Genomic DNA, 18,523 nt, shown 5'->3' on the forward strand with positions numbered 1-18,523 from the left:
CGCGGCTACGCGAAGATCACCGTACGGCGGCCGTTCAGCAGGATGCGCCGCTCCGCGTGCCACTTCACCGCGCGAGCCAGGGCCTGGCACTCCACGTCGCGCCCGATGGCGACCAGCTGGTCCGGCGTCACGCCGTGGCCCACCCGCTCGACCTCCTGCTCGATGATGGGCCCCTCGTCGAGGTCGGCCGTGACGTAGTGCGCCGTGGCACCGATCAGCTTCACACCGCGGGCGTGCGCCTGGTGGTAAGGCTTGGCGCCCTTGAAGCTCGGCAGGAACGAGTGGTGGATGTTGATGATCCGGCCGCTGAGCTGCTTGCACAGATCGTCCGAGAGGACCTGCATGTAGCGGGCCAGGACGACCAGCTCCACGTCCTCCTCGCGGACCAGCTCCAGCAGCTGCGCCTCCGCCGCCGCCTTGTTCTCCCTGCTCACGGGGATGTGGCGGAAGGGAACGTCGTAGGAGGCGACCAGCTCGGCGAAGTCGGTGTGGTTGGAGACGACCGCCGCGATCTCGACGGGCAGGGCCCCGATACGGGAACGGAACAGCAGGTCGTTGAGGCAGTGGCCGAACTTGCTGACCATCAGCACCACCCGCATCCGGTCCGAGGAACGGTGGATCTGCCAGTCCATCCGGAAGGAGTCGCCGATCGCGGCGAAGCTCGCCCGCAGCTTGTCCAGCGTCACCGGGCTGTCCGCCGAGAAGTGGACGCGCATGAAGAACAGACCCGTGTCGTGGTCCCCGAACTGCTGACTGTCCTCGATGTTGCAGCCGGTCATGAAGAGATAGCTCGACACGGCGTGCACGATGCCCTGTTTGTCAGGGCACGAAAGAGTGAGGACGTACTGCTCGGGGGCGGTCTCGGCAGGCTGCGGCGCGGTCATCCCCGTAGCGTGCCACACCGTCCGCGGTTCGGCGGAAGCCTTCTCAGGACCTGGTCATGATGCGCAGCACGTCCAGCGAGCGCGGGGGGACGTCCGGGTCCTCACCGTCGTTCGTGGCGAGCAGCACATGGGCCTCGCGGGCGGCCCGGACGGCCTCCGGCCAGCCATGATGCTCCAGGTAGGCGGAGACGGGGGCGTCCGCGCCGACCTGGTGCATGATGCGCAGCACCCGCAGCACGGCGACATCGACGAGGGCGGCCTCGCCGGAGTCCCGGAAGACCGTACCGACGTACTTCTCGGCGGACCAGTTGTCGAGCCAGGTGTCCTCGACCAGGCGGTACACGGCGTCGGTGACGTCGCCGTATCCCTCCCGGCCGGCCAGCCAGCACTCGTGATGGAAGACGGGGTCGGAGAGCATGTGCAGCGCCGAGCGCACGTTGCTGCGCCAGCGCCACCACGGAATGTCATTGAGCGGCATGCCGCCCATGGTGGAGGAGCGACGGCCGCGACGGGAAGAGTTCTCGGAACCTTGCTGCACGGTTGTCGATCGTACGTTCCCTTTTCGGCTTCCCGTACAGGCCCCTGCAATTCACCTGGACGTCACCGAGCGTTGAACGGGGCACACTGCTGCGTTACCCGGGGACGGGAAGTGTCTGTGCCCATGACCGGACGGCGACGCCCCATCTTCCCCCGCCCCCTCGGATTCCTCACCGGTGCGGTGGCGGCAGGGGCTCTGCTGATGACCGGCTGCGGCGCACTCCCTGGGGCATCGGGGGGCTCCAGGGAGCCCGTCACCGTCGTGACCTGGGCGCCCAGCGGCGCTTCGGGAGCGGACGCCGCCAACATGGCGGGCATGACCGCCATGGCGCAGACGTACGCCCGCTGGATCAATGGCGAGGGCGGCATCGACGGGCACGAGCTGCGGGTGATCACCTGCGACGAGCAGGACACCTCGATCGGCGCGGGCAACTGCGCCCGCCGGGCCGTCAAGGAGAAGGCCGTCGCGGTCCTGGGCTCCTACAGCCGGCACGGCCGGGCGTTCATGGCGCCGCTCGAAGTCGCCGGAATTCCCTATATCGGCGGCTACGGAGCCTCCGAGGAGGAGTTCCGGAGCTATATGTCCTATCCGGTCACCGGCGGGCAGTCGGCGCTCCTGGCGGGCAACGCCAGGCAGCTGGCCCGCACCTGCGGCCGGGTGTCCCTGGTGCGGCCGGACACCCTGGGCGGCGACAGTCAGGCGTGGCTCCTGAACACCGGCCTCACCGAGGCCGGGCGGCCCGCACCGCTCGACGTCCAGGCGGCCGAGGAGACCACGTCGTACGACGATGCGGCGGGGCGGGCACTGGCCGGGGCGGGCACCGACGGAGGCTGCGTGACGGCCGTTCTCGGTGACCGCACGGAGACGTTCTTCGATTCCTTCCGGCGGCTGGAGCCGGACGGCGGATCGGTGCGGATCTCCTCGGTCCTCGGCAGCATCGGACAGCCGCTGATCGACCGGACCGGCGGCCGTGAGAGCCCGTTCGAGGGGGCGTACGTCACCGGGTGGTACCCGCCCCCCGGCGATACGCACTGGGACCTGATGCGGCAGGTGATCAGCAAGCACGCCTTCGGCGACAACCGCATCGACCCGGACGACACGGGCGTGCAGACGACGTGGATCGCCTACACCGCGCTGAAGTCGATCGTCGAGTCGCTGAACGAGGCGGACATCACGTCCCGGAAGGTCACCAAGGCCCTCAACGACGGCACCCCGGTGAGCACCGGCGGTCTCACTCCCGCACTGCGCTGGCGCTACGAGGACATGATCGGCTCGTCCTCGTACCCGCGCATCGTGAACAGCAAGGTGACGTTCCAGATCGTGCGCGACGGCCGGCTGGTCGCCGACAAGAAGGGCTTCGTGGATGTGACGGAGACCCTGTCGGACGCCAGCGCGACCGGCTGAGGCCCCGGCGCCCGGGGCCTCCACGCCGCGACCGCGCTCAGAGTGCGGTGGACGCGCGCTTCGTCAGGCCGTACTTCGTCGCGATGACGTTCCACAGCCGGGAGGCCTGCTTCTTGGCCGCGGTCGCCTCGCCGCTCTGCACGTTGGCCTGCTGGAAGTGCGAGGTCGGGCGGGCCCTGCCCTTCTTGCACACCTTCTTGCTCTTGGCCTGCGCCGCCCAGGCGGCATAGTGGTCGTCCGCCGAGGCGGAGGCCTGCCAGGCCTTGGTGAGCGACGCGGTCAACTGCCCGTTGTCCGGCAGCTTGTCGACCGAGAGGTCCTTGAGCCGGGTCACCAGGTCGCGACGCTGCTGGGCGGCGCCCTTCAGGTCGGCCACCGCCTTGTCCAGGTCGGTGCAGGTCTTGGCCTTCTCCACCGCGCCGATGACCGCTGACCGGCTGTTGTTGCTGTCCGCGAGCAGCTTGTCGAGCTCCTGGGCCTGCGGCTTCGCCGGGTCCGGCGCGGCCTGGCTGGAGGGCTGCTCGGCTGCGGGCGAACTCGCCGCCGCCACCGGCTGCTTACCGTCGTCGCCCTTCTCGTCGCCACCACTCATCAGGGCGCCGGCACCGAGCCCGATCACGGCACAGCCGACGACGACCGCGGCGATCAGCGGGACGTGCGCGGACTTCTTCCGCCGCCCGTCCTGCCCGTCCTGCGGCAGCCCGTCCTCGGGGCCCGAGTACGGGGGCGCCTGCTGGTACGCCTGCGGCGGAGGCCCGCCCTGGTACTGCTGCTGCCCGCCCTGCGGCCGGTGCTGCTGGTGCTGCCCGGGGTCGAACCGGGGCATCTGCTGTGTGGCGCCCGCGGGTTCGTCGCTGCGGAAGAGGTTGTCGAACTCCGCGGGTGGCTGCCGCTCGCCGGGCGCCCCGGGCCGGATGCCGTACGGAGCGCCACCGGGCACGGGCGGTATGAACTGGGTGGCGTCGGCGTCCTGGCCGCCCTGCGCGGGCGGCTGTGCCGCATGACCGCCGGGCTGCTGGTAGCCCTGCTGCGGGGCGTGGCCCAGGAACTGCGTGGACTCCGCCGGGACCTCCGGCGGCAGGCCGCCCGGGCCGGGCCCGCCCGGTATCGGCGCGATGTACTGCGTGGCGTCCGCGTCGCCGCCCCTGCCGGGCCCCGCCTCGGGCGGCAGCGGCTGGGCGTACGGCGAGGGCGGCTGCTGGGGCTGCGGAGCCTGACCGTAACCGGGAGCCTGCTGCCCGTAGCCGTACTGCCCGCGCTGTGGCTGCTGCCCGTACGGCCCCTGCTGCTGGCCGGCTCCGTACGCGCCCTGCTGGTCCTGCCCGTACGCGCCCTGCCCCTGGTGCTGCGCCTGCTGGGCGGGGTCCTGCCGGGGTGCCTGCGGCCCCCAGGGCTGCCCCCACGGCTGCCCGCCTGCCGGGGTCGCCTGGTCCGCGGGTCCCCCCGGCGTCCAGGGCTCTCCGCCACCCGCGGGCAGCACGACGCCCTCGTGTGCGGGTCGTACAGCAGGGAGCTGCTGCTCGTCACCCTGTCCGCTCTGTGTCACCGGGACTCCTACGTGTGAACCTATGGAATCGTCGGCTCACGCTATCGGGTGCCTACCACCCTTCGCCAAGCGTGTGTTGTCGCTCACCACCCCTTCACACGGGCTGTAACGTCCGGCGGCCTCAGGACGCAGTTAAGTGGCTCCCGCACACCCCTGCCCTGCCGGGCAGGCCCTGCGGGCCACGGAGCACCGCTTTCAGGCCGCCTGAAGCTCCAGGCGGGCGCCGAACTCCCGCACCGCGGGCTCGTCCCCGTACGGCACCAGCCGGTGCTGCAGGTCGTCCAGGTACTCCGAGCCACGACTGGAACGCACCGTGCCCAGCAGCTCCATCGCCCGGGTCCCGGTGTGGCAGGCCTGCTCCACCTCACGCATCTGCACCTGCGCCGCGGCCAGCAGGGCCAGACCGATGCCCCGGCGGCGGGCACGGGATTCCGGGAGGCCGCCCAGCGCCTCCTTCGCCCGGCGAGCGGCCGCCTCCGCCTGTCCGAGGTCGCGGTGGCAGTGCGCCAACTCGTCCGCCAGGTAGGCGTGGTCGAAGTGAATGATCCAGTCGGGATCGTCACCGCTCTCCGGGTCCGCCTGCTCCAGCGCCGCCAGCGCCCGGCCGGCCACCGCCTGGCTGGTGCGGGCGTCCCCGAGCAGTGCGTGACCGCGTGCCTCCGCCGCGTAGAACATCGCCTCCGCCCGCGGCGTGACCCGCCCGCGCGCACCCTCCTGCGCCGCCCTGGCCAGCTGCGCGATCTCCCGCGGATTGCCGAGCTGTGCCGCGAGATGGCTCATCGAGGCGGCCAGCACATAGCCCCCGTAGGCGCGGTCACCCGCCGCCTGGGCGAGACGCAGCGCCTGGATGTAGTAGCGCTGGGCGAGACCCGGCTGACCCGTGTCGATCGCCATGTACCCGGCGAGCTCGGTGAGCCGCGCGACGGCCCCGAACAACTGCCGCCCGGTCGACTCGCGGTACGCCCCCGAGAGGAGCCCGGAGACCACGCTGTTCAGGTAGTGCACCAGGACCGGCCGCACATGGCCGCTGCCGAACCGGTGGTCCAGGTCGACGAGCGCCGCCGTCGTGGCCCGCACCGCCTCGACGTCCGGCATCCCGACCCGGGCCCCGGCCACCCGTGCCACCTGTGGGTCCGCGCCGCTGATGAGCCAGTCGCGGCTCGGCTCGACCATCGCCGAGGACGCGACCGCGGAGCCGGACAGGAAGTCACGCCGGCCGACGTCGCTCCGCCACAGCTCGCAGACCTGCTCGATCGCGCCGATCACCGTCGGGGCGAACTGCAGGCCGACGCCGGAGGCCAGGTTCTTGCCGTTGGCCATCCCGATCTCGTCGATCGTGACCGTACGGCCGAGTTTGCGTCCGAGCGCCTCGGCGATGATGCCGGGCGCCCTGCCGCGTGGCTGCTGTCCGCGCAGCCAGCGGGCCACGGAGGTCTTGTCGTAGCGGAGGTCGAGCCCGCGCTCGGCCCCGACCATGTTGACGCGGCGGCTGAGGCCCGCGTTGGAGCATCCGGCTTCCTGAATGAGCGCCTGGAGCCGTTCGTTCGGCTGGCGTGCGACGAGAGGCCTGGCTGCCATGATTCTCCCCCTGAGGCCGCAGTGATCAGTGAAGGGATCACTGCCCGACATATGCCTGAGAAATTCGCCGATTCATCGTGTTGGTCTCTTTTGACGCGTCTCTGCCCTTTCCTCCCGGCCCGCGCTCTAGGATGCAGAGCGAACTGTGCCGGATCTCCGGTATGTGGCTACCCGCCCGCCGCCCGCCTCCCTCCCGCGCGCCCCCACCCGTGCATCGATGCGCCCCACATGCGGGCGCGGCGGACCGTAACCGTGCTCATCACGCCCGTAACCCCAGGTGGCGGCGGGAGTTGTGCTGTGCGTGAAAGAGCCCATCGGAGTCATGGAAGCCGCACGGATCCCTCAGCAGCGAGCCGAGCAGCTGCTCGACGCGGCCGTGCGGTACGCGGAGGAGCGGCACTGGGACGTGTGCCCGGGAGCCTGGCTGGAGCCGGTCGGCAGCACCGAACGGTGCTCGTGCGGCGAGGCCCGCTGCGCGGCGCCCGGCGCCCACCCGACGCGGGCCGACTGGGCGGGCCGGTCCACCGGAAGCGGCGCGGCGGCCCGCCGGATGTGGTCCCAACACCCCCGGGCCTCGGTCCTGTTGCCGACCGGGCGGGGCTTCGACGCGATCGACGTACCGGAGTCGGCGGGCTTCCTGGCGCTGGCCCGGATGGAGCGGCTGAGCCTGCCGCTCGGGCCGGTCACCCGCACCCCCGACCGCCGGATGCAGTTCTTCGTCCTGCCCGGCGCCGCCGCGAAGGCGGACGGTCTCGTCCGCAGGATCGGCTGGGACGCCGCGGCGATCGGTCTGCGCGGCATGGGCGAGGGCCGCTACGTGGTCGCCCCGCCCACTCGCGTCGGCGGCGCCGGAGCGGTGCAGTGGGCCCGCAGCCCCTCCACCGCCAACCGCTGGCTGCCCGAGGTGGAGGAGCTCATCAGCCCGCTCGCCTACGCCTGCGGACGCGAAGCCGCCGACGCCCGGGGGCGCCTTTCGTAGGGTGTCCCCCAAGTAGCACCCAGGGGACTTCGAAGGACGTGCAGCATGCCGGACCGGACAGACACCGACAGGGCCGACCGGGCCGAGGAGACCGACGTACCGCGGGCCGCGCCGCCCGCGGTACGGGTGGAAGGGCTGTGGAAACGATTCGGCGACCACACCGCGGTCGCCGGGATCGACCTGGTCCTGCCCGCGGGCAAGTTCATCGGCCTGGTGGGCCCCAACGGCGCCGGCAAGACCACGACCCTGTCGATGGTCACCGGTCTGCTCCGCCCCGACCTGGGCCGGATCGAGATCGGCGGCCGCGACGTCTGGCGCGACCCGGTCGAGGTGAAGTCGCGCATCGGCGTACTGCCCGAGGGTCTGCGGCTCTTCGAGCGCCTGTCGGGCCGTGAACTCCTCGCCTACACCGGCAGGTTGCGCGGTCTGCCGGGCGACGAGGTGGACAGCAGGGCAACCCAGCTGCTGGACGTCCTGGACCTGGCGGGAGCCCAGCACAAACTCGTCATCGACTACTCGACGGGCATGCGCAAGAAGGTCGGGCTCGCCGCCGCGCTGCTGCACAACCCCGAAGTGCTCTTCCTCGACGAACCTTTCGAGGGCGTCGACCCTGTGTCGGCACAGACCATCCGTGGGGTGCTGGAGCGCTACACCCGCTCCGGGGCCACCGTGGTCTTCTCCAGCCATGTGATGGAGCTCGTCGAGTCCCTCTGCGACTGGGTGGCCGTCATGGCCGCGGGCGCCATCCGTGCCCAGGGCACCCTCGACGAGGTCCGCGGCGACGCGCCCTCGCTGCAGAACGCCTTCCTGGAGCTCGTCGGCGCGGGCGACCGCGACAACGGGACCGCCCTGGACTGGCTCGGCGGTGCCCGATGAGCGTGCTCGACGCCCCGGCCGGTTCCGGGCCCCGGACGAGCCGCCCGGCAGGCGGCGAGGGACTGGTCCCCGTCCTCGTACGTCTCAAGCTCGCCCTGCTCCGCAACGGGCTGCGTCAGTCGGCCGGCCGCCGCGCCGTCTACATCGCGTCCGTCGTCGTCACCCTGCTGATCGCCCTGGGCCAGCTGATCGGGCTCATCGCGCTGCGCGGCCACGCCCACACGAGCTCCCTCGTCGTGCTGCTCGCCGCGGTGCTGGCGGTCGGCTGGGCCGTGATGCCCCTCTTCTTCGCCGCCGGGGACGAGACTCTCGACCCGAGCCGTCTCGTGATGCTGCCGCTGCGGGCCCGGCCCCTGGTCACCGCGCTGCTGGTGTCCTCGCTGGTCGGCATCGGCCCCCTCTTCACGCTCTGCCTGGCGGCCGGTTCGGTCATCGCGCTGGCGCACGGGGCGGCCGCGGCGGTGTTCGCCGTCCTGGCGGCCCCGCTGACCCTGCTGGTCTGCGTCGCGCTGGCGCGGGCCGTCGCCACGGCCAACACCCGGCTGCTGACCTCGCGCAAGGGCCGCGATCTGGCGGTGCTCAGCGGGCTCGTGATCGCCGTCGGGGTCCAGGGCGTCAACTTCGGCGTCCAGCGGCTCGGCCGGGCGGGCGGCCTCTCCGCACTCGACCCGGCGGCGGACGTGGTCCGCTGGCTGCCGCCCGCCTCGGCGATCGGCTCGGTGGACTCCGCGTCCCAGGGGGCGTACGGGCGGGCCGCCGTGCAACTGCTCCTCTCCGCAGCGGCGCTGGTCCTCCTGGTGGCGCTGTGGCGGCGCAGCCTGGAGAAGCTGATGACGGCACCGGACGGCTCGACGCTCTCCGCCGCCGAGCCGGCCCGGAAGTCCGGCGGGGACAGCACGGGCCTCTGGGGGCTCTTCCCCGGGGGACGCACCGGCACGGTGATGCAGCGCAGCCTGCGGTACGTCGCACGGGACCCGAAGACCAAGGCCGCCTGGGTGACGGCGCTGGCGATCGGGCTGATCGTGCCGCTGCTCAACGCCCTGCAGGGCACGGGGTCGGTCTACTTCGCGTGCTTCGGTGCCGGGATGCTCGGCATCCAGATGTACAACCAGTTCGGGCAGGACACCTCGGCGTTCTGGATGGTGGCGCTGACGATCTCGTCGACCCGTGACGCCTACCTCGAACTGCGGGCGAGGGCGCTGGCCCTGCTGTTGATCACCCTTCCGTACACGGTCCTGGTCACGGTCCTGACGGCAGCGGTGCTCGGGGACTGGGCGGCGCTTCCCGGCGTCATGGGGCTGTCCTTCGCGCTGCTGGGCGCGATGCTGGCGACGGGTGCGGTGACCTCGGCCAACTTCCCGTACTCGGTCCCGCAGGACGGGGCGTTCAAGAACGTGGCGCCCGGACAGGCCGGGCTCGCCTGGATCTCGATCTTCGGCGGCATGGTCTCGGCGGCGTTGCTGTGCTCCCCCGTGATCGGTCTGACGATCTGGCTGCATCTCGCCGACGCGGAGAACTGGCTGTGGCTCCTGCTGCCGGTGGGCGCCGTCTACGGGGCCCTGATCGCCTGGGGCGGTCTGCGGGTCGCCGCACCCCGCACCGCGGACCGGCTGCCGGAGATCCTGACGGCGGTCAGCAAGGGGTGACGGGTGCGGCGGGCCTCGCCCCGGGCCCGGCCCCTACGGGGCCACCGGCTCCCGGTCGTCCTGGGCATCCTCGGCCAGCTGCTCCAGAAAGGGTTCGACCGCGGCGCGCCAGCCCTCGGGCTGGTCGTAGTGGACGAGATGGCCGGCGTCGGCCACCTCCGCGTACTGCCCCCGGGGCAGCACCCGGACCATCTCCTGGGCCTCCGCGCGGCCCAGTTCGCCGTCCAGACCGCGGAGCACCAGGGCCGGGCACCTGACCTGCGCCAGCTCCTCCCAGTGGGCGTCGAAGACCCAGGTGGCGCGGGACTCGAGCATCTGCCGGCGGGAGAAGACGGGCCGCCATCCGTCGGCCCGCTCGGCCATCACCTCGGCGAAGAACTCGCCGCGGGCGGGATTCGGGCGTTCCACCCAGGGGTCGTCCTCGCCGAACCACTTCCGCACGTCGGCAAGGGTGGCGAACGGAACCGGCCAGGACGTGAACCAGTCCTCCCACTCCCGCTGCGAGGCCGCGCCGAGAGCGGAGGCCCGCATGTCGCAGATGACCAGGGCCCGGACGAGGTCGGGGCGCTTCGCGGCGAGCTGCCAGGCGGTGAGCGCTCCCATCGAATGCCCGACGAGGGTGACGGGGGCGAGACCGAGCTGTTCGATCGCCGCCTCGGCGTCGGACACGTACGCCTCACGGGTGAACGGGCCCTCGGCGGGCTTCTCGCTGCGGCCGTGGCCCCGCTGGTCGAGGCCGACCGCCCGGTGCCGCTCGGCGAGCCAGCGGGTGGTGGAGGCCCAGTGGGAGGCCCGGCCCATCAGCCCGTGGAGCAGTAAGACGCCTCCTGCGCGCTCGGCTTCCGCGCGCCCCTTGGGCGGGTCGGCGAACTCCCAGGCCGCGAGGCGTACGCCGTCGGTTCCGGTCACATCGATGCGCCGCACCATCGTTTCTGGCACCCCCTTCTGGTCCCTCGATCACCATGTGGTCGCGTCAGCCAGACTATCGAACTCGTATTCGAAAACCGGGTTCCGGCACACAACACCGCTCGTTCGAGTGACCGCCTCCCAGGATTGACGCGGGCCACGGAGGGGAGATCTTCTCCGGGAGGCGGGCCACTCGGGGATGAGGGCTCGCGGGAACCGACCTCGAGAGCTCGGGGCTCCAGGTCGGAACAGGGGAGGACAGGCCCCGGCGCCTTGCGGCGCCGGGGCCATCCATCGTTTTCGGGCCGCCGGCCCTGGGGCGGAGCCCGGCCACCGGGGCGCGTGTCGCAGGCGCGTACGCCGGAGCGGCCGGCGGGACCGCGGCAGCCTTCTCCCGGTGCGCAGGCCGGACCTGCCAGTACGACGGGCGCATTCCCTGCTCCCCTCCCCGACCGCGCGGCCAGATGGCCGACACTCTCAGGTATCCCTCCGCCACAGACTGGCACGCGATCCGTCCGGGCGCTGCAATTCCGGACGGAAAAACGGAAAACGGACGTCAGCACCGCTGATCGTCCGCCACCCGCTGTTCGGCGCCTGCCCGCATGGCGCCTGCTCACATCCGTAACATCGCCCTGTTCGGCGCCGCGCATGCTTCGGAGCCGCGCCCTGTGCAGAGCGCGTCACCGCAGAACCGCCGCGAGGCTCAGCGCTTCGCCACGAACACGTGCGAAGCGACCTCCGAGTCCAGCTCCGCCGCCTCGCCGCTGCTGCCCACCAGCACCCCGCCGGGCGACTGGGTCACGCTGACCACGGAACCGGGCTGCACGCCCGCCCGGCGCAGCGTGTACATCAGCTGGGCGTCCGTCTGGATCGGCTCACCGATCCGGCGGACGACGACCGTCTTGCCGTCGGCGCCCGGGTCGAGCTCCGACAGGCTGACCATGCCCTCGTCGAGGAAGGGGTCGGCCTCGGCCTTCTCACCCAGCTCCTCCAGACCCGGGATGGGGTTTCCGTACGGAGACTCCGTCGGGTGGCGCAGCAGCTCCAGCACCCGCCGCTCCACGGCCTCGCTCATCACATGCTCCCAACGGCATGCCTCGGCGTGGACCTGCTCCCACTCCAGGCCGATCACGTCGACGAGCAGGCACTCGGCGAGCCGGTGCTTGCGCATCACGCGGGTCGCCAGCCGGCGCCCCTCCTCCGTCAGCTCCAGGTGCCGGTCCCCCGCGACCTGCACCAGGCCGTCGCGCTCCATCCGCGCCACCGTCTGGCTGACGGTCGGACCGCTCTGATCCAGCCGTTCGGCGATTCGGGCGCGCATGGGGACCACGCCTTCCTCTTCGAGTTCGAGGATGGTGCGGAGATACATCTCCGTCGTGTCGATCAGTCCGGACATTCGTGCCCCTCGATGCAGTCGTGCGCTGGCCCTCGTCCAATTCTGACGCATAGCGCCGACAACCGTGCCGCACCGTCCGAACGAGCTCCGCGCACGGGCTGCCGGCGAGGCCCGGAGCAGCCTGTGCGGTATTGACATGTCACTGGTCCAGACCGCAACGTGATCGGCGGCAAGGACGCCCCGCGAACATCCCATCCCGCCGGAAAGGCCCTCCTCGATGAGCGCAAGCAAGCTGGCCGGTCAGTTCTTCGACGCAGCGATCGGCCTGCTGGAGAAGGTGCGCGACGAGGAGTCCGGCTCCATCGCGGCCGCGGGTGACGCGATCGCCGACGCCGTCGTGGCCGGTGGCCGGCTCTTCGCCTTCGGTGCCGGCCACTCCTCGCTGGCCGCCCAGGACGTCGTCTACCGTGCGGGCGGGCTCGCCCTCATGAACGTGCTGGCCGTCCCCGGCACCCTCGGCGTCGACGTCATGCCGGCGACCCTGGGCTCGGCCCTGGAACGCGTCGACGGCCTCGCGGGCGCGGTGCTCGACTCCAGCCCCGCGAAGGCGGGCGACATCCTCGTGATCATCTCGCTCTCCGGGCGCAACGCCCTGCCGGTCGAGATGGCGATGAACGCACGCGCGCTGGGCCTGAAGGTCATCGGCGTCACCTCGGTCGCCTACGCGGAGGGCACCCGGTCCCGGCACAGCTCGGGCGGGTTCCTCCGGGACCACTGCGACATCGTCCTCGACAGCAAGATCTCGATCGGCGACGCCGAACTGGACGTCGACGGCATCGAGGCCCCCTTCGCCCCCGCGTCGACGGTCGTCACCAGCGCGATCATGCAGGCGATGATGGCCGCCGCGGCGGAAGGCCTGCTGGAGCGGGGCGTCGAGCCGCCGCTGCTGCGGTCGGGCAACGTCGACGGCGGCCACGAGTGGAACGGGCGCGTGATGGCCGAGTACGCGGACCGGATCTTCTACCGCCACTGAGACGTCCGGAACCGGCCCGCGGGCCGACCGGACCGCGGGACAACCGGACCGCGGGACAACCGGACCGCGGACCCCTCGGACCGACCGTTCCTGTGAGCGTTCGAGGCCCCCGGCCCCGCCCCTGTCCGAGGGCGCCCCGCCCTCAGGCGCTGAACGGGCCGGGATCGCTCCCCAGGGCCTGGTACAGGTCCACCGAAGCAGCCACCCGGTCCGCCACGCTCTCCGCGTACACCGCGTCCGCGCGCTCGAACGCGGCGCGGTGGGCCGAGCGCAGGAACGTCACCACGCCCAGCGTCCGCCCGCGGCTCCGCAGCACCACGCACAGGGCGTGCACCGCATCGGCCGGCCAGCAGCGCTCCGCCGCCCAGTCCCCTGCCGCCTCGACGGTCCCGCCCCCTGCCGACGCCCGCACCGACCCCGTGCGGTCCACCGCCTGCAGGGCGGGGTGCCCCGGCGCGTAGCGCAGCGGAATGCCACCCCCGGCCACCGGCAGGCACGGGCCCGGAGCATCGGCCGGCGTCCCCGCGGCGCGCACCAGCCGCTCGCCGGCCACCAGGTCGATCAGCGCATGGTCGGCGAAGCCCGCGAGCGCGTAGTCCAGCGACGAGGTGGCCGCCTCCATCGGGGCCTCGCACTCGGCGGCCGACCGCGAGGCCCGGTGCAGCTGACTGGACCGGAACCGCACCCGGTCCGCGTCCTGGGCGGCCAGCTTCGCCGCCGTCACGTCCTGGAACAGCCACCCCACGCCCAGCGGCACCGGCTCCTCCGCGAGCGGCGAGGCGAGCCGCAGGAAGCCGCTGCGCCAGCAGCGCCGCCGGTCGCCGTCGCCCGTGCGCAACGTCACCCACAGCTCCGCGGGCGCGGGCGGCGCGCCTTCCGCCAGCACGTGGTGGAGAGCCCCCTCCAGGTCCTCGACACCCTGCACGATCAGCTCGCCGAGCGGCCGGCCCAGCAGCGTCGTACGACCGCCGCCGAGCGCGCGGGCCGCGTGGGCGTTGACGACGGTGGGGCGCAGGTCCACGTCCACGAGGACGACACCCCACGACGCGTCCTCGAACAGCGCCTCGCTCAGCGCGATGGACCGCTCCAGATCGATCTGGGCATGGACCTCGCTGAACGCGCAGTACACCCCGGCGGGCTTCCCTTCCGCGCTCCGCACGCCGGCCGACTGGGTCCGCACGAGTACCCGTCCGCCGTCCTTGCGCAGCAACGCGAACTCGTGCACCTGCCGCCCGGGCCCGTCCATGACGGCCATCAGCCGCCCCTGCACCTCGCCCGCGTCCGCCCGGCGCACGGCCCACCCGGCGAACCCGGGCCGGCCGACGGCCTCCTCGGCGGACCAGCCGAGAATCCGCTCGGCCTCACGGTTCCAGTGGGTGACGGTGCCGTCCGCGTCGAAGGCGCACAGCGCGGCGTCCATCCCGTCGAGGAGAGCCGCCAGCAGCTCCGCCCCGGGAATCGGATCGGGACCGAGAGCATCGGTCGTTCCGCTGGTCGTGGAAGCACTCATCCCGGACCCCCTGCAGGACGTGTCCGCCATTGCCGCACGTCAGACCATTGAACTCGAACGTGACCCAGCACACAGGGACTTCCCTGAAATCAGTGCTCCGATAATTCGGTTGTGCGGGCCCGGCGGGCTTCCTAGGCTGATGCCACACATGAAGGGAGGTGTTCCGGAAGTGATTTCTTTTCGGACTCGTGAGGTGACTGCGGGCTGACGCCCGTTGTCGCGCTCTTGCAGTGCAGGCCGGTCATCGGCCAATCCCAAGCAGTCACCGACCCGCAGGCTCGCCGGTAAGTCCGGCCGGCTCCTCCGCAAGGAGGGACCAGAGCCTGCGGGTTTCTGCATGTCAGTGACGTTCTACGGACACAGCCGCTCCACGCGCCACGGGCCCTCGCCGCTCTCCCGGACATACCTCAGGCGGTCGTGGAGGCGGTTCTCGTGGCCCTGCCAGAACTCGATCGAGTCGGGGACGACCCGGAAGCCGCCCCAGTGCGGGGGCGCCGGGACCTTCTCGCCTTCCGGGTAGCGCGCCTCAAGGTCCTCGTAGCGGCCGATCAGCTCCTCGCGGGAGCCGATCACCTGCGACTGCTCGCTCGCCCACGCGCCGAGCTGGGAGCCGTGGGGACGGGTGCGGAAGTAGGCGACCGTCTCCTCGCGGGCGACACGGGTCGCGGTGCCGGTGACGATGACCTGGCGGGCCAGCGGGTGCCAGGGGAAGAGCAGCGAGACGTGCGGGTTGGCCGTGAGTTCGCGGCCCTTGCGGGAGTCGTAGTTGGTGAAGAACACGAAGCCGTGCTCGTCGTACATCTTCAGCAGGACCGTGCGCGAGGACGGGCGGCCTTCGGGGGTCGCCGTGGACACCACCATGGCGTTCGGCTCGTGGAGCATGCCGCCGGCGGCGACCTGCCGGAACCAGCGGGCGAACTGCCGCATCGGATCGGCGGCGAGGCCGTCCTCGGTGAAGGCCTCGGATCGGTACTGCTCGCGCATCGCGGCCGGATCAGTGGTGGAATCGAAGGAGGAATCTGCGGTGGGCACGGTGTCATCCTGCCGCAGCGGCCGGGCACAGGTCCTAAGGAGGTCCACCCACCGTTACGCGGTGGAACGGGAAGCTGTGCCGGATGTCACGCTTCCCGGTCACGTCGGAACCCGCCAGTATCTTGGGTGGGCCCTGGGCCCATTCGCAGCCGCCGATCCGAGGGAGCCGCCTGATGTCCGACTTCGTACCCGGACTCGAAGGAGTCGTCGCGTTCGAAACGGAGATCGCCGAACCTGACAAGGAAGGCGGTTCGCTGCGATACCGAGGCGTCGACATCGAGGATCTCGTCGGCCACGTCTCGTTCGGCAATGTGTGGGGGCTGTTGGTCGACGGGGCGTTCAGCCCCGGACTGCCGCCCGCCGAGCCCTTCCCGATCCCGGTGCACTCCGGTGACATCCGGGTCGACGTCCAGTCCGCCCTGGCGATGCTCGCGCCCGTGTGGGGGCTGAAGCCGCTGCTGGACATCGACGAGGAGACCGCGCGCAACGATCTGGCGCGCGCGGCCGTCATGGCGCTGTCGTACGTCGCGCAGTCCGCGCGCGGGCAGGGGCGGCCGATGGTCCCGCAGAGCGAGATCGACAAGGCCGGATCCGTCGTGGAGCGGTTCATGATCCGCTGGCGCGGTGAGCCGGATCCCCGGCACGTGAAGGCCGTCGACGCGTACTGGACCTCGGCCGCCGAGCACGGCATGAACGCATCGACGTTCACCGCCCGTGTCATCGCCTCGACCGGCGCCGACGTGGCCGCCGCGCTGTCCGGCGCGGTGGGGGCCATGTCGGGCCCGCTGCACGGCGGCGCCCCGTCCCGCGTCCTCGGCATGATCGAGGAGATCGAGCGGACCGGGGACGCCACCGCGTACGTGAAGCAGGCCCTGGACCGGGGTGAGCGGCTGATGGGCTTCGGTCACCGCGTGTACCGCGCCGAGGACCCGCGGGCGCGGGTGCTGCGGCGGACGGCGCAGGAGCTGGGCGCCCCACGGTTCGAGGTGGCGCAGGCGCTGGAGAAGGCCGCGTTGGAGGAGCTGCACGCGCGGCGCCCGGACCGGGTGCTGGCGACGAACGTGGAGTTCTGGGCGGCGATCATGCTGGACTTCGCCGAGGTTCCGGCGCACATGTTCACGTCGATGTTCACGTGTGCGCGCACGGCGGGCTGGTCGGCGCACATCCTGGAGCAGAAGCGGACGGGGCGCCTGGTGCGGCCGTCGGCGAAGTACGTCGGGCCGGGGACGCGCAGTCCGCAGGAGATCGAGGGGTACGAGCAGCTGGCGGACCTGGGGAACTGATCCTCCTGGTACCGAAGGGCCGGTACGGGACAGCCCCTGGGGGCGCCGCGGAGGCAGGCGGCGCTCATCGCGGATGACACCGCACCAGCTGCGCCCGCTCGCCGGCGGGCACACCGCCGCGAGGCGCCCGTCCGCCGGCATGACGGCCCCGGGGAGCCGTCCGCCGACGTGACGGGCGCAGAAGCCGCGCCCCGCCGAGCCGTGCCGCACCCGTCGCATGGCTGTGGCGTTCCTGTGTCATTCCCGCCGCAGTGTGAGACGCGTCAGGGAGCGGCTCGGCGACGGACGCCCGTCGCCGAGCCGCTCCGGCACGTCCGGCCGCCTCCACAGGGCCGGGCGCTTCGTCCGGTTGTTGAACGTTTCGGCTGTCGTACAGGGCAGCCCTCACTGCCAGTTAGGTCAAAATGACGCACAAGGGACGCATCTTCTTCGCGGTTGCTCTGACCACCGTGGGGCTCGGGCTCACGGCCTGCAACGACGGCGAGGACTCGTCATCGGTACAGGAGTCGCCCTCGGCCTCCGCCCCGGCATCGTCCGACCCGGGCAGCGAGAGCCCGTCCGCGACCCCCGACGACGACGCCGCCGCTCCGGCCGGTGGCGACGTCGCCGCGCCGGGCACGAAGTTCAAGATCGGCGACAGGGCGGTTCTGCCGTTCTCGTACGGGACCGACAAGAAGGGCACCATCGCCGTGACCGTCACGGCGATCGAGAAGGGCGCCGAGGCCGACATGGCCCCCTTCGGCGCGAAGGCGAAGGGCATGACGCCCTACTACATCCGGATGAAGGTGGAGAACGTCGGCGGCACCGACCTGTCGTACGCGTCGCTGAGGCTGCGCGGCGAGCTGGCGGGCGGCGGCCCCACGGGCGTCATACTGATCGGCGACCTCCCGGGCAAGTGCGACAACGACTCGGCGCCCCGCGACTTCGCCACCAAGGGCGCTTCGTACGAGACCTGCTCGCTCAGCGCCACGAAGACCGAGCCCATCGCGGCTGCCTCGTTCGACGAGGGTGACGCGTACAGCGACAGCCCGGTCCTCTGGACCAGCTGATCACCCGTTCCCTCGCCCGGGCGCCGGGCATCTCGTCCTCGACGGCATGCCCGGCCCGCGGCCACCCGCCTTCGGGCGCCGGCCTGCGGGCCCGAGGGGACAGCCGCGGGAAAGCCGTGTGACGGCCGGCGAGCGAAGAGGCGGCGACGGTCGCCCGAAGCCGCTCCCCCACTCTGCCGCCCGGGCCGTCACGCACCATGAGCCCCCGCGTCAGGGGCGGTTCAGCCCCCACGTCTGGAGGACGAACGGGCGCCCCTTCTCCTCCCCCTCGATCAGCGGCACGTCGAGGAGGCGGAAGCCCGTCTTCGTGGCGACCGCGACGCTGGACGCGTTCTCGGCCTCCAGCTCCAGGATCACCTGCTCCACGCCCAGTTGCTCGAAGGCGTAGGCGGCCATCAGGCGCACCGCCCGCGCGGCCAGCCCCTGGCCGCGGTGGGCCGGGCCGACCGCGTAGCCGATCTCCGTGCCCTCGGGGGCGCACCGCAGCATCACCTCGCCGAGCGGCGCACCGCCGTCGGTGGTGATGGCGAGCAGGATGGTCGTGCCTTCCGCCCGGAGGTCCCGGGCCCGCTCCAGGCGGGCGCGGGCGGCCTCCTCGCCGAAGGGAGAGACGATCGGCGTCCAGTGCGCGATGTCGGGGTGGTCGAACAGGCCGGGCATCGCGGCCAGATCCTCCTCCGTCCAGTCACGCAGGACGAGCCCTTCCCCCGTCAGCTCGATCCGGTCGGGAAAGGACGACGTGGTGCTGCTCATGGTGAGGGCCTCCCTGGCCTGTTCGGAACGAGGCAGGATATCCGGCCGGCGGCACACGGAGCTTGCGGCGGCCTTCGCAGCAGATATCGCGCAGCTCGCCCTCTACCACGCTTCTCCCCCGGAGGGGCCCTTACACGCATATGCGCGCAATCTGCTGACATCACGCCCAT

16 protein-coding genes are annotated in these 18,523 nt (G+C 72.0%); 7 read left to right on the forward strand and 9 right to left on the reverse strand.

Going from position 1 to position 18,523, the window contains the following annotated elements; all coding sequences use genetic code 11:
• Positions 1–5 precede the first annotated feature (5 nt).
• Together purU and OG538_RS15295 are read right to left on the reverse strand one after the other, a co-directional pair.
• Positions 6–884, reverse strand: a complete 879-nt coding sequence (gene purU, locus OG538_RS15290; protein ID WP_406093922.1) for a formyltetrahydrofolate deformylase — start codon at positions 882–884, stop codon at positions 6–8.
• 43 nt (positions 885–927) lie between these two features.
• On the reverse strand, positions 928–1,371 hold the full coding sequence (locus tag OG538_RS15295; protein ID WP_148019301.1) for an SCO4402 family protein: 444 nt from the start codon (positions 1,369–1,371) through the stop codon (positions 928–930).
• Between the two features lie 174 nt (positions 1,372–1,545).
• Between OG538_RS15295 and OG538_RS15300 the strand changes: the two genes are divergently transcribed.
• Complete coding sequence (locus OG538_RS15300; protein WP_406093924.1) at positions 1,546–2,826, forward strand: ABC transporter substrate-binding protein; 1,281 nt, start codon at positions 1,546–1,548, stop codon at positions 2,824–2,826.
• A gap of 37 nt (positions 2,827–2,863) precedes the next feature.
• Here the strand turns inward: OG538_RS15300 and OG538_RS15305 are convergent, their stop codons facing one another.
• Together OG538_RS15305 and OG538_RS15310 are read right to left on the reverse strand one after the other, a co-directional pair.
• A complete protein-coding gene (locus OG538_RS15305) occupies positions 2,864–4,372 on the reverse strand; it encodes a hypothetical protein (protein ID WP_406093926.1) in 1,509 nt (502 codons plus the stop codon).
• Between the two features lie 195 nt (positions 4,373–4,567).
• On the reverse strand, positions 4,568–5,950 hold the full coding sequence (locus tag OG538_RS15310; protein ID WP_406093928.1) for a transcriptional regulator: 1,383 nt from the start codon (positions 5,948–5,950) through the stop codon (positions 4,568–4,570).
• Positions 5,951–6,272: 322 nt separating this feature from the next.
• Here OG538_RS15310 and OG538_RS15315 point away from each other — a divergent pair, with 322 nt between their 5' ends.
• From OG538_RS15315 to OG538_RS15325, 3 genes are read left to right on the forward strand one after another with little or no spacing between them, the layout of a single operon-like run.
• On the forward strand, positions 6,273–6,929 hold the full coding sequence (locus tag OG538_RS15315) for a bifunctional DNA primase/polymerase (RefSeq protein WP_406100157.1): 657 nt from the start codon (positions 6,273–6,275) through the stop codon (positions 6,927–6,929).
• Positions 6,930–6,974: 45 nt separating this feature from the next.
• Positions 6,975–7,805 (forward strand): ABC transporter ATP-binding protein, encoded by an 831-nt coding sequence (locus tag OG538_RS15320; protein ID WP_406093930.1) that lies wholly within the window; start codon positions 6,975–6,977, stop codon positions 7,803–7,805.
• A complete protein-coding gene (locus OG538_RS15325) occupies positions 7,802–9,451 on the forward strand; it encodes a transporter (RefSeq protein ID WP_406093932.1) in 1,650 nt (549 codons plus the stop codon). The genes OG538_RS15320 and OG538_RS15325 overlap by 4 nt, the downstream gene beginning before the upstream one ends.
• A gap of 33 nt (positions 9,452–9,484) precedes the next feature.
• Here the strand turns inward: OG538_RS15325 and OG538_RS15330 are convergent, their stop codons facing one another.
• Positions 9,485–10,378, reverse strand: coding sequence for an alpha/beta fold hydrolase (locus OG538_RS15330; RefSeq protein ID WP_406100158.1), 894 nt, complete (start codon positions 10,376–10,378; stop codon positions 9,485–9,487).
• Positions 10,379–11,060: 682 nt separating this feature from the next.
• Positions 11,061–11,753 carry a metal-dependent transcriptional regulator gene (locus tag OG538_RS15335; RefSeq protein ID WP_136328905.1) on the reverse strand — a complete coding sequence of 231 codons (693 nt, stop codon included), beginning with the start codon at positions 11,751–11,753 and terminating at the stop codon, positions 11,061–11,063.
• A gap of 217 nt (positions 11,754–11,970) precedes the next feature.
• On the opposite strand from OG538_RS15335, the gene OG538_RS15340 reads away from it, so the two are divergent.
• Positions 11,971–12,726: an SIS domain-containing protein gene (locus OG538_RS15340; RefSeq protein ID WP_406093934.1), complete on the forward strand. Its 756-nt coding sequence runs from the start codon at positions 11,971–11,973 to the stop codon at positions 12,724–12,726.
• Positions 12,727–12,868: 142 nt separating this feature from the next.
• On the opposite strand, the gene OG538_RS15345 is transcribed toward OG538_RS15340, so the two are convergent.
• Both OG538_RS15345 and pdxH read right to left on the reverse strand, forming a co-directional pair.
• The gene (locus OG538_RS15345; protein WP_406093936.1) at positions 12,869–14,236 is read right to left on the reverse strand and encodes a PAS domain-containing protein; all 1,368 of its coding nucleotides are present in this window, start codon (positions 14,234–14,236) and stop codon (positions 12,869–12,871) included.
• Between the two features lie 351 nt (positions 14,237–14,587).
• Positions 14,588–15,220, reverse strand: coding sequence for a pyridoxamine 5'-phosphate oxidase (gene pdxH / locus OG538_RS15350; RefSeq protein ID WP_406100160.1), 633 nt, complete (start codon positions 15,218–15,220; stop codon positions 14,588–14,590).
• Between the two features lie 221 nt (positions 15,221–15,441).
• Here pdxH and OG538_RS15355 point away from each other — a divergent pair, with 221 nt between their 5' ends.
• Positions 15,442–16,551 (forward strand): citrate synthase 2, encoded by a 1,110-nt coding sequence (locus OG538_RS15355; RefSeq protein ID WP_406093938.1) that lies wholly within the window; start codon positions 15,442–15,444, stop codon positions 16,549–16,551.
• A gap of 404 nt (positions 16,552–16,955) precedes the next feature.
• A complete protein-coding gene (locus OG538_RS15360; RefSeq protein ID WP_406093940.1) occupies positions 16,956–17,600 on the forward strand; it encodes a hypothetical protein in 645 nt (214 codons plus the stop codon).
• A gap of 210 nt (positions 17,601–17,810) precedes the next feature.
• On the opposite strand, the gene OG538_RS15365 is transcribed toward OG538_RS15360, so the two are convergent.
• Positions 17,811–18,353: a GNAT family N-acetyltransferase gene (locus OG538_RS15365; protein WP_406093942.1), complete on the reverse strand. Its 543-nt coding sequence runs from the start codon at positions 18,351–18,353 to the stop codon at positions 17,811–17,813.
• Between the last annotated feature and the right edge of the window lie 170 nt (positions 18,354–18,523).

This window comes from Streptomyces sp. NBC_01013 (assembly GCF_045162765.1).
GTDB lineage: Bacteria > Actinomycetota > Actinomycetes > Streptomycetales > Streptomycetaceae > Streptomyces.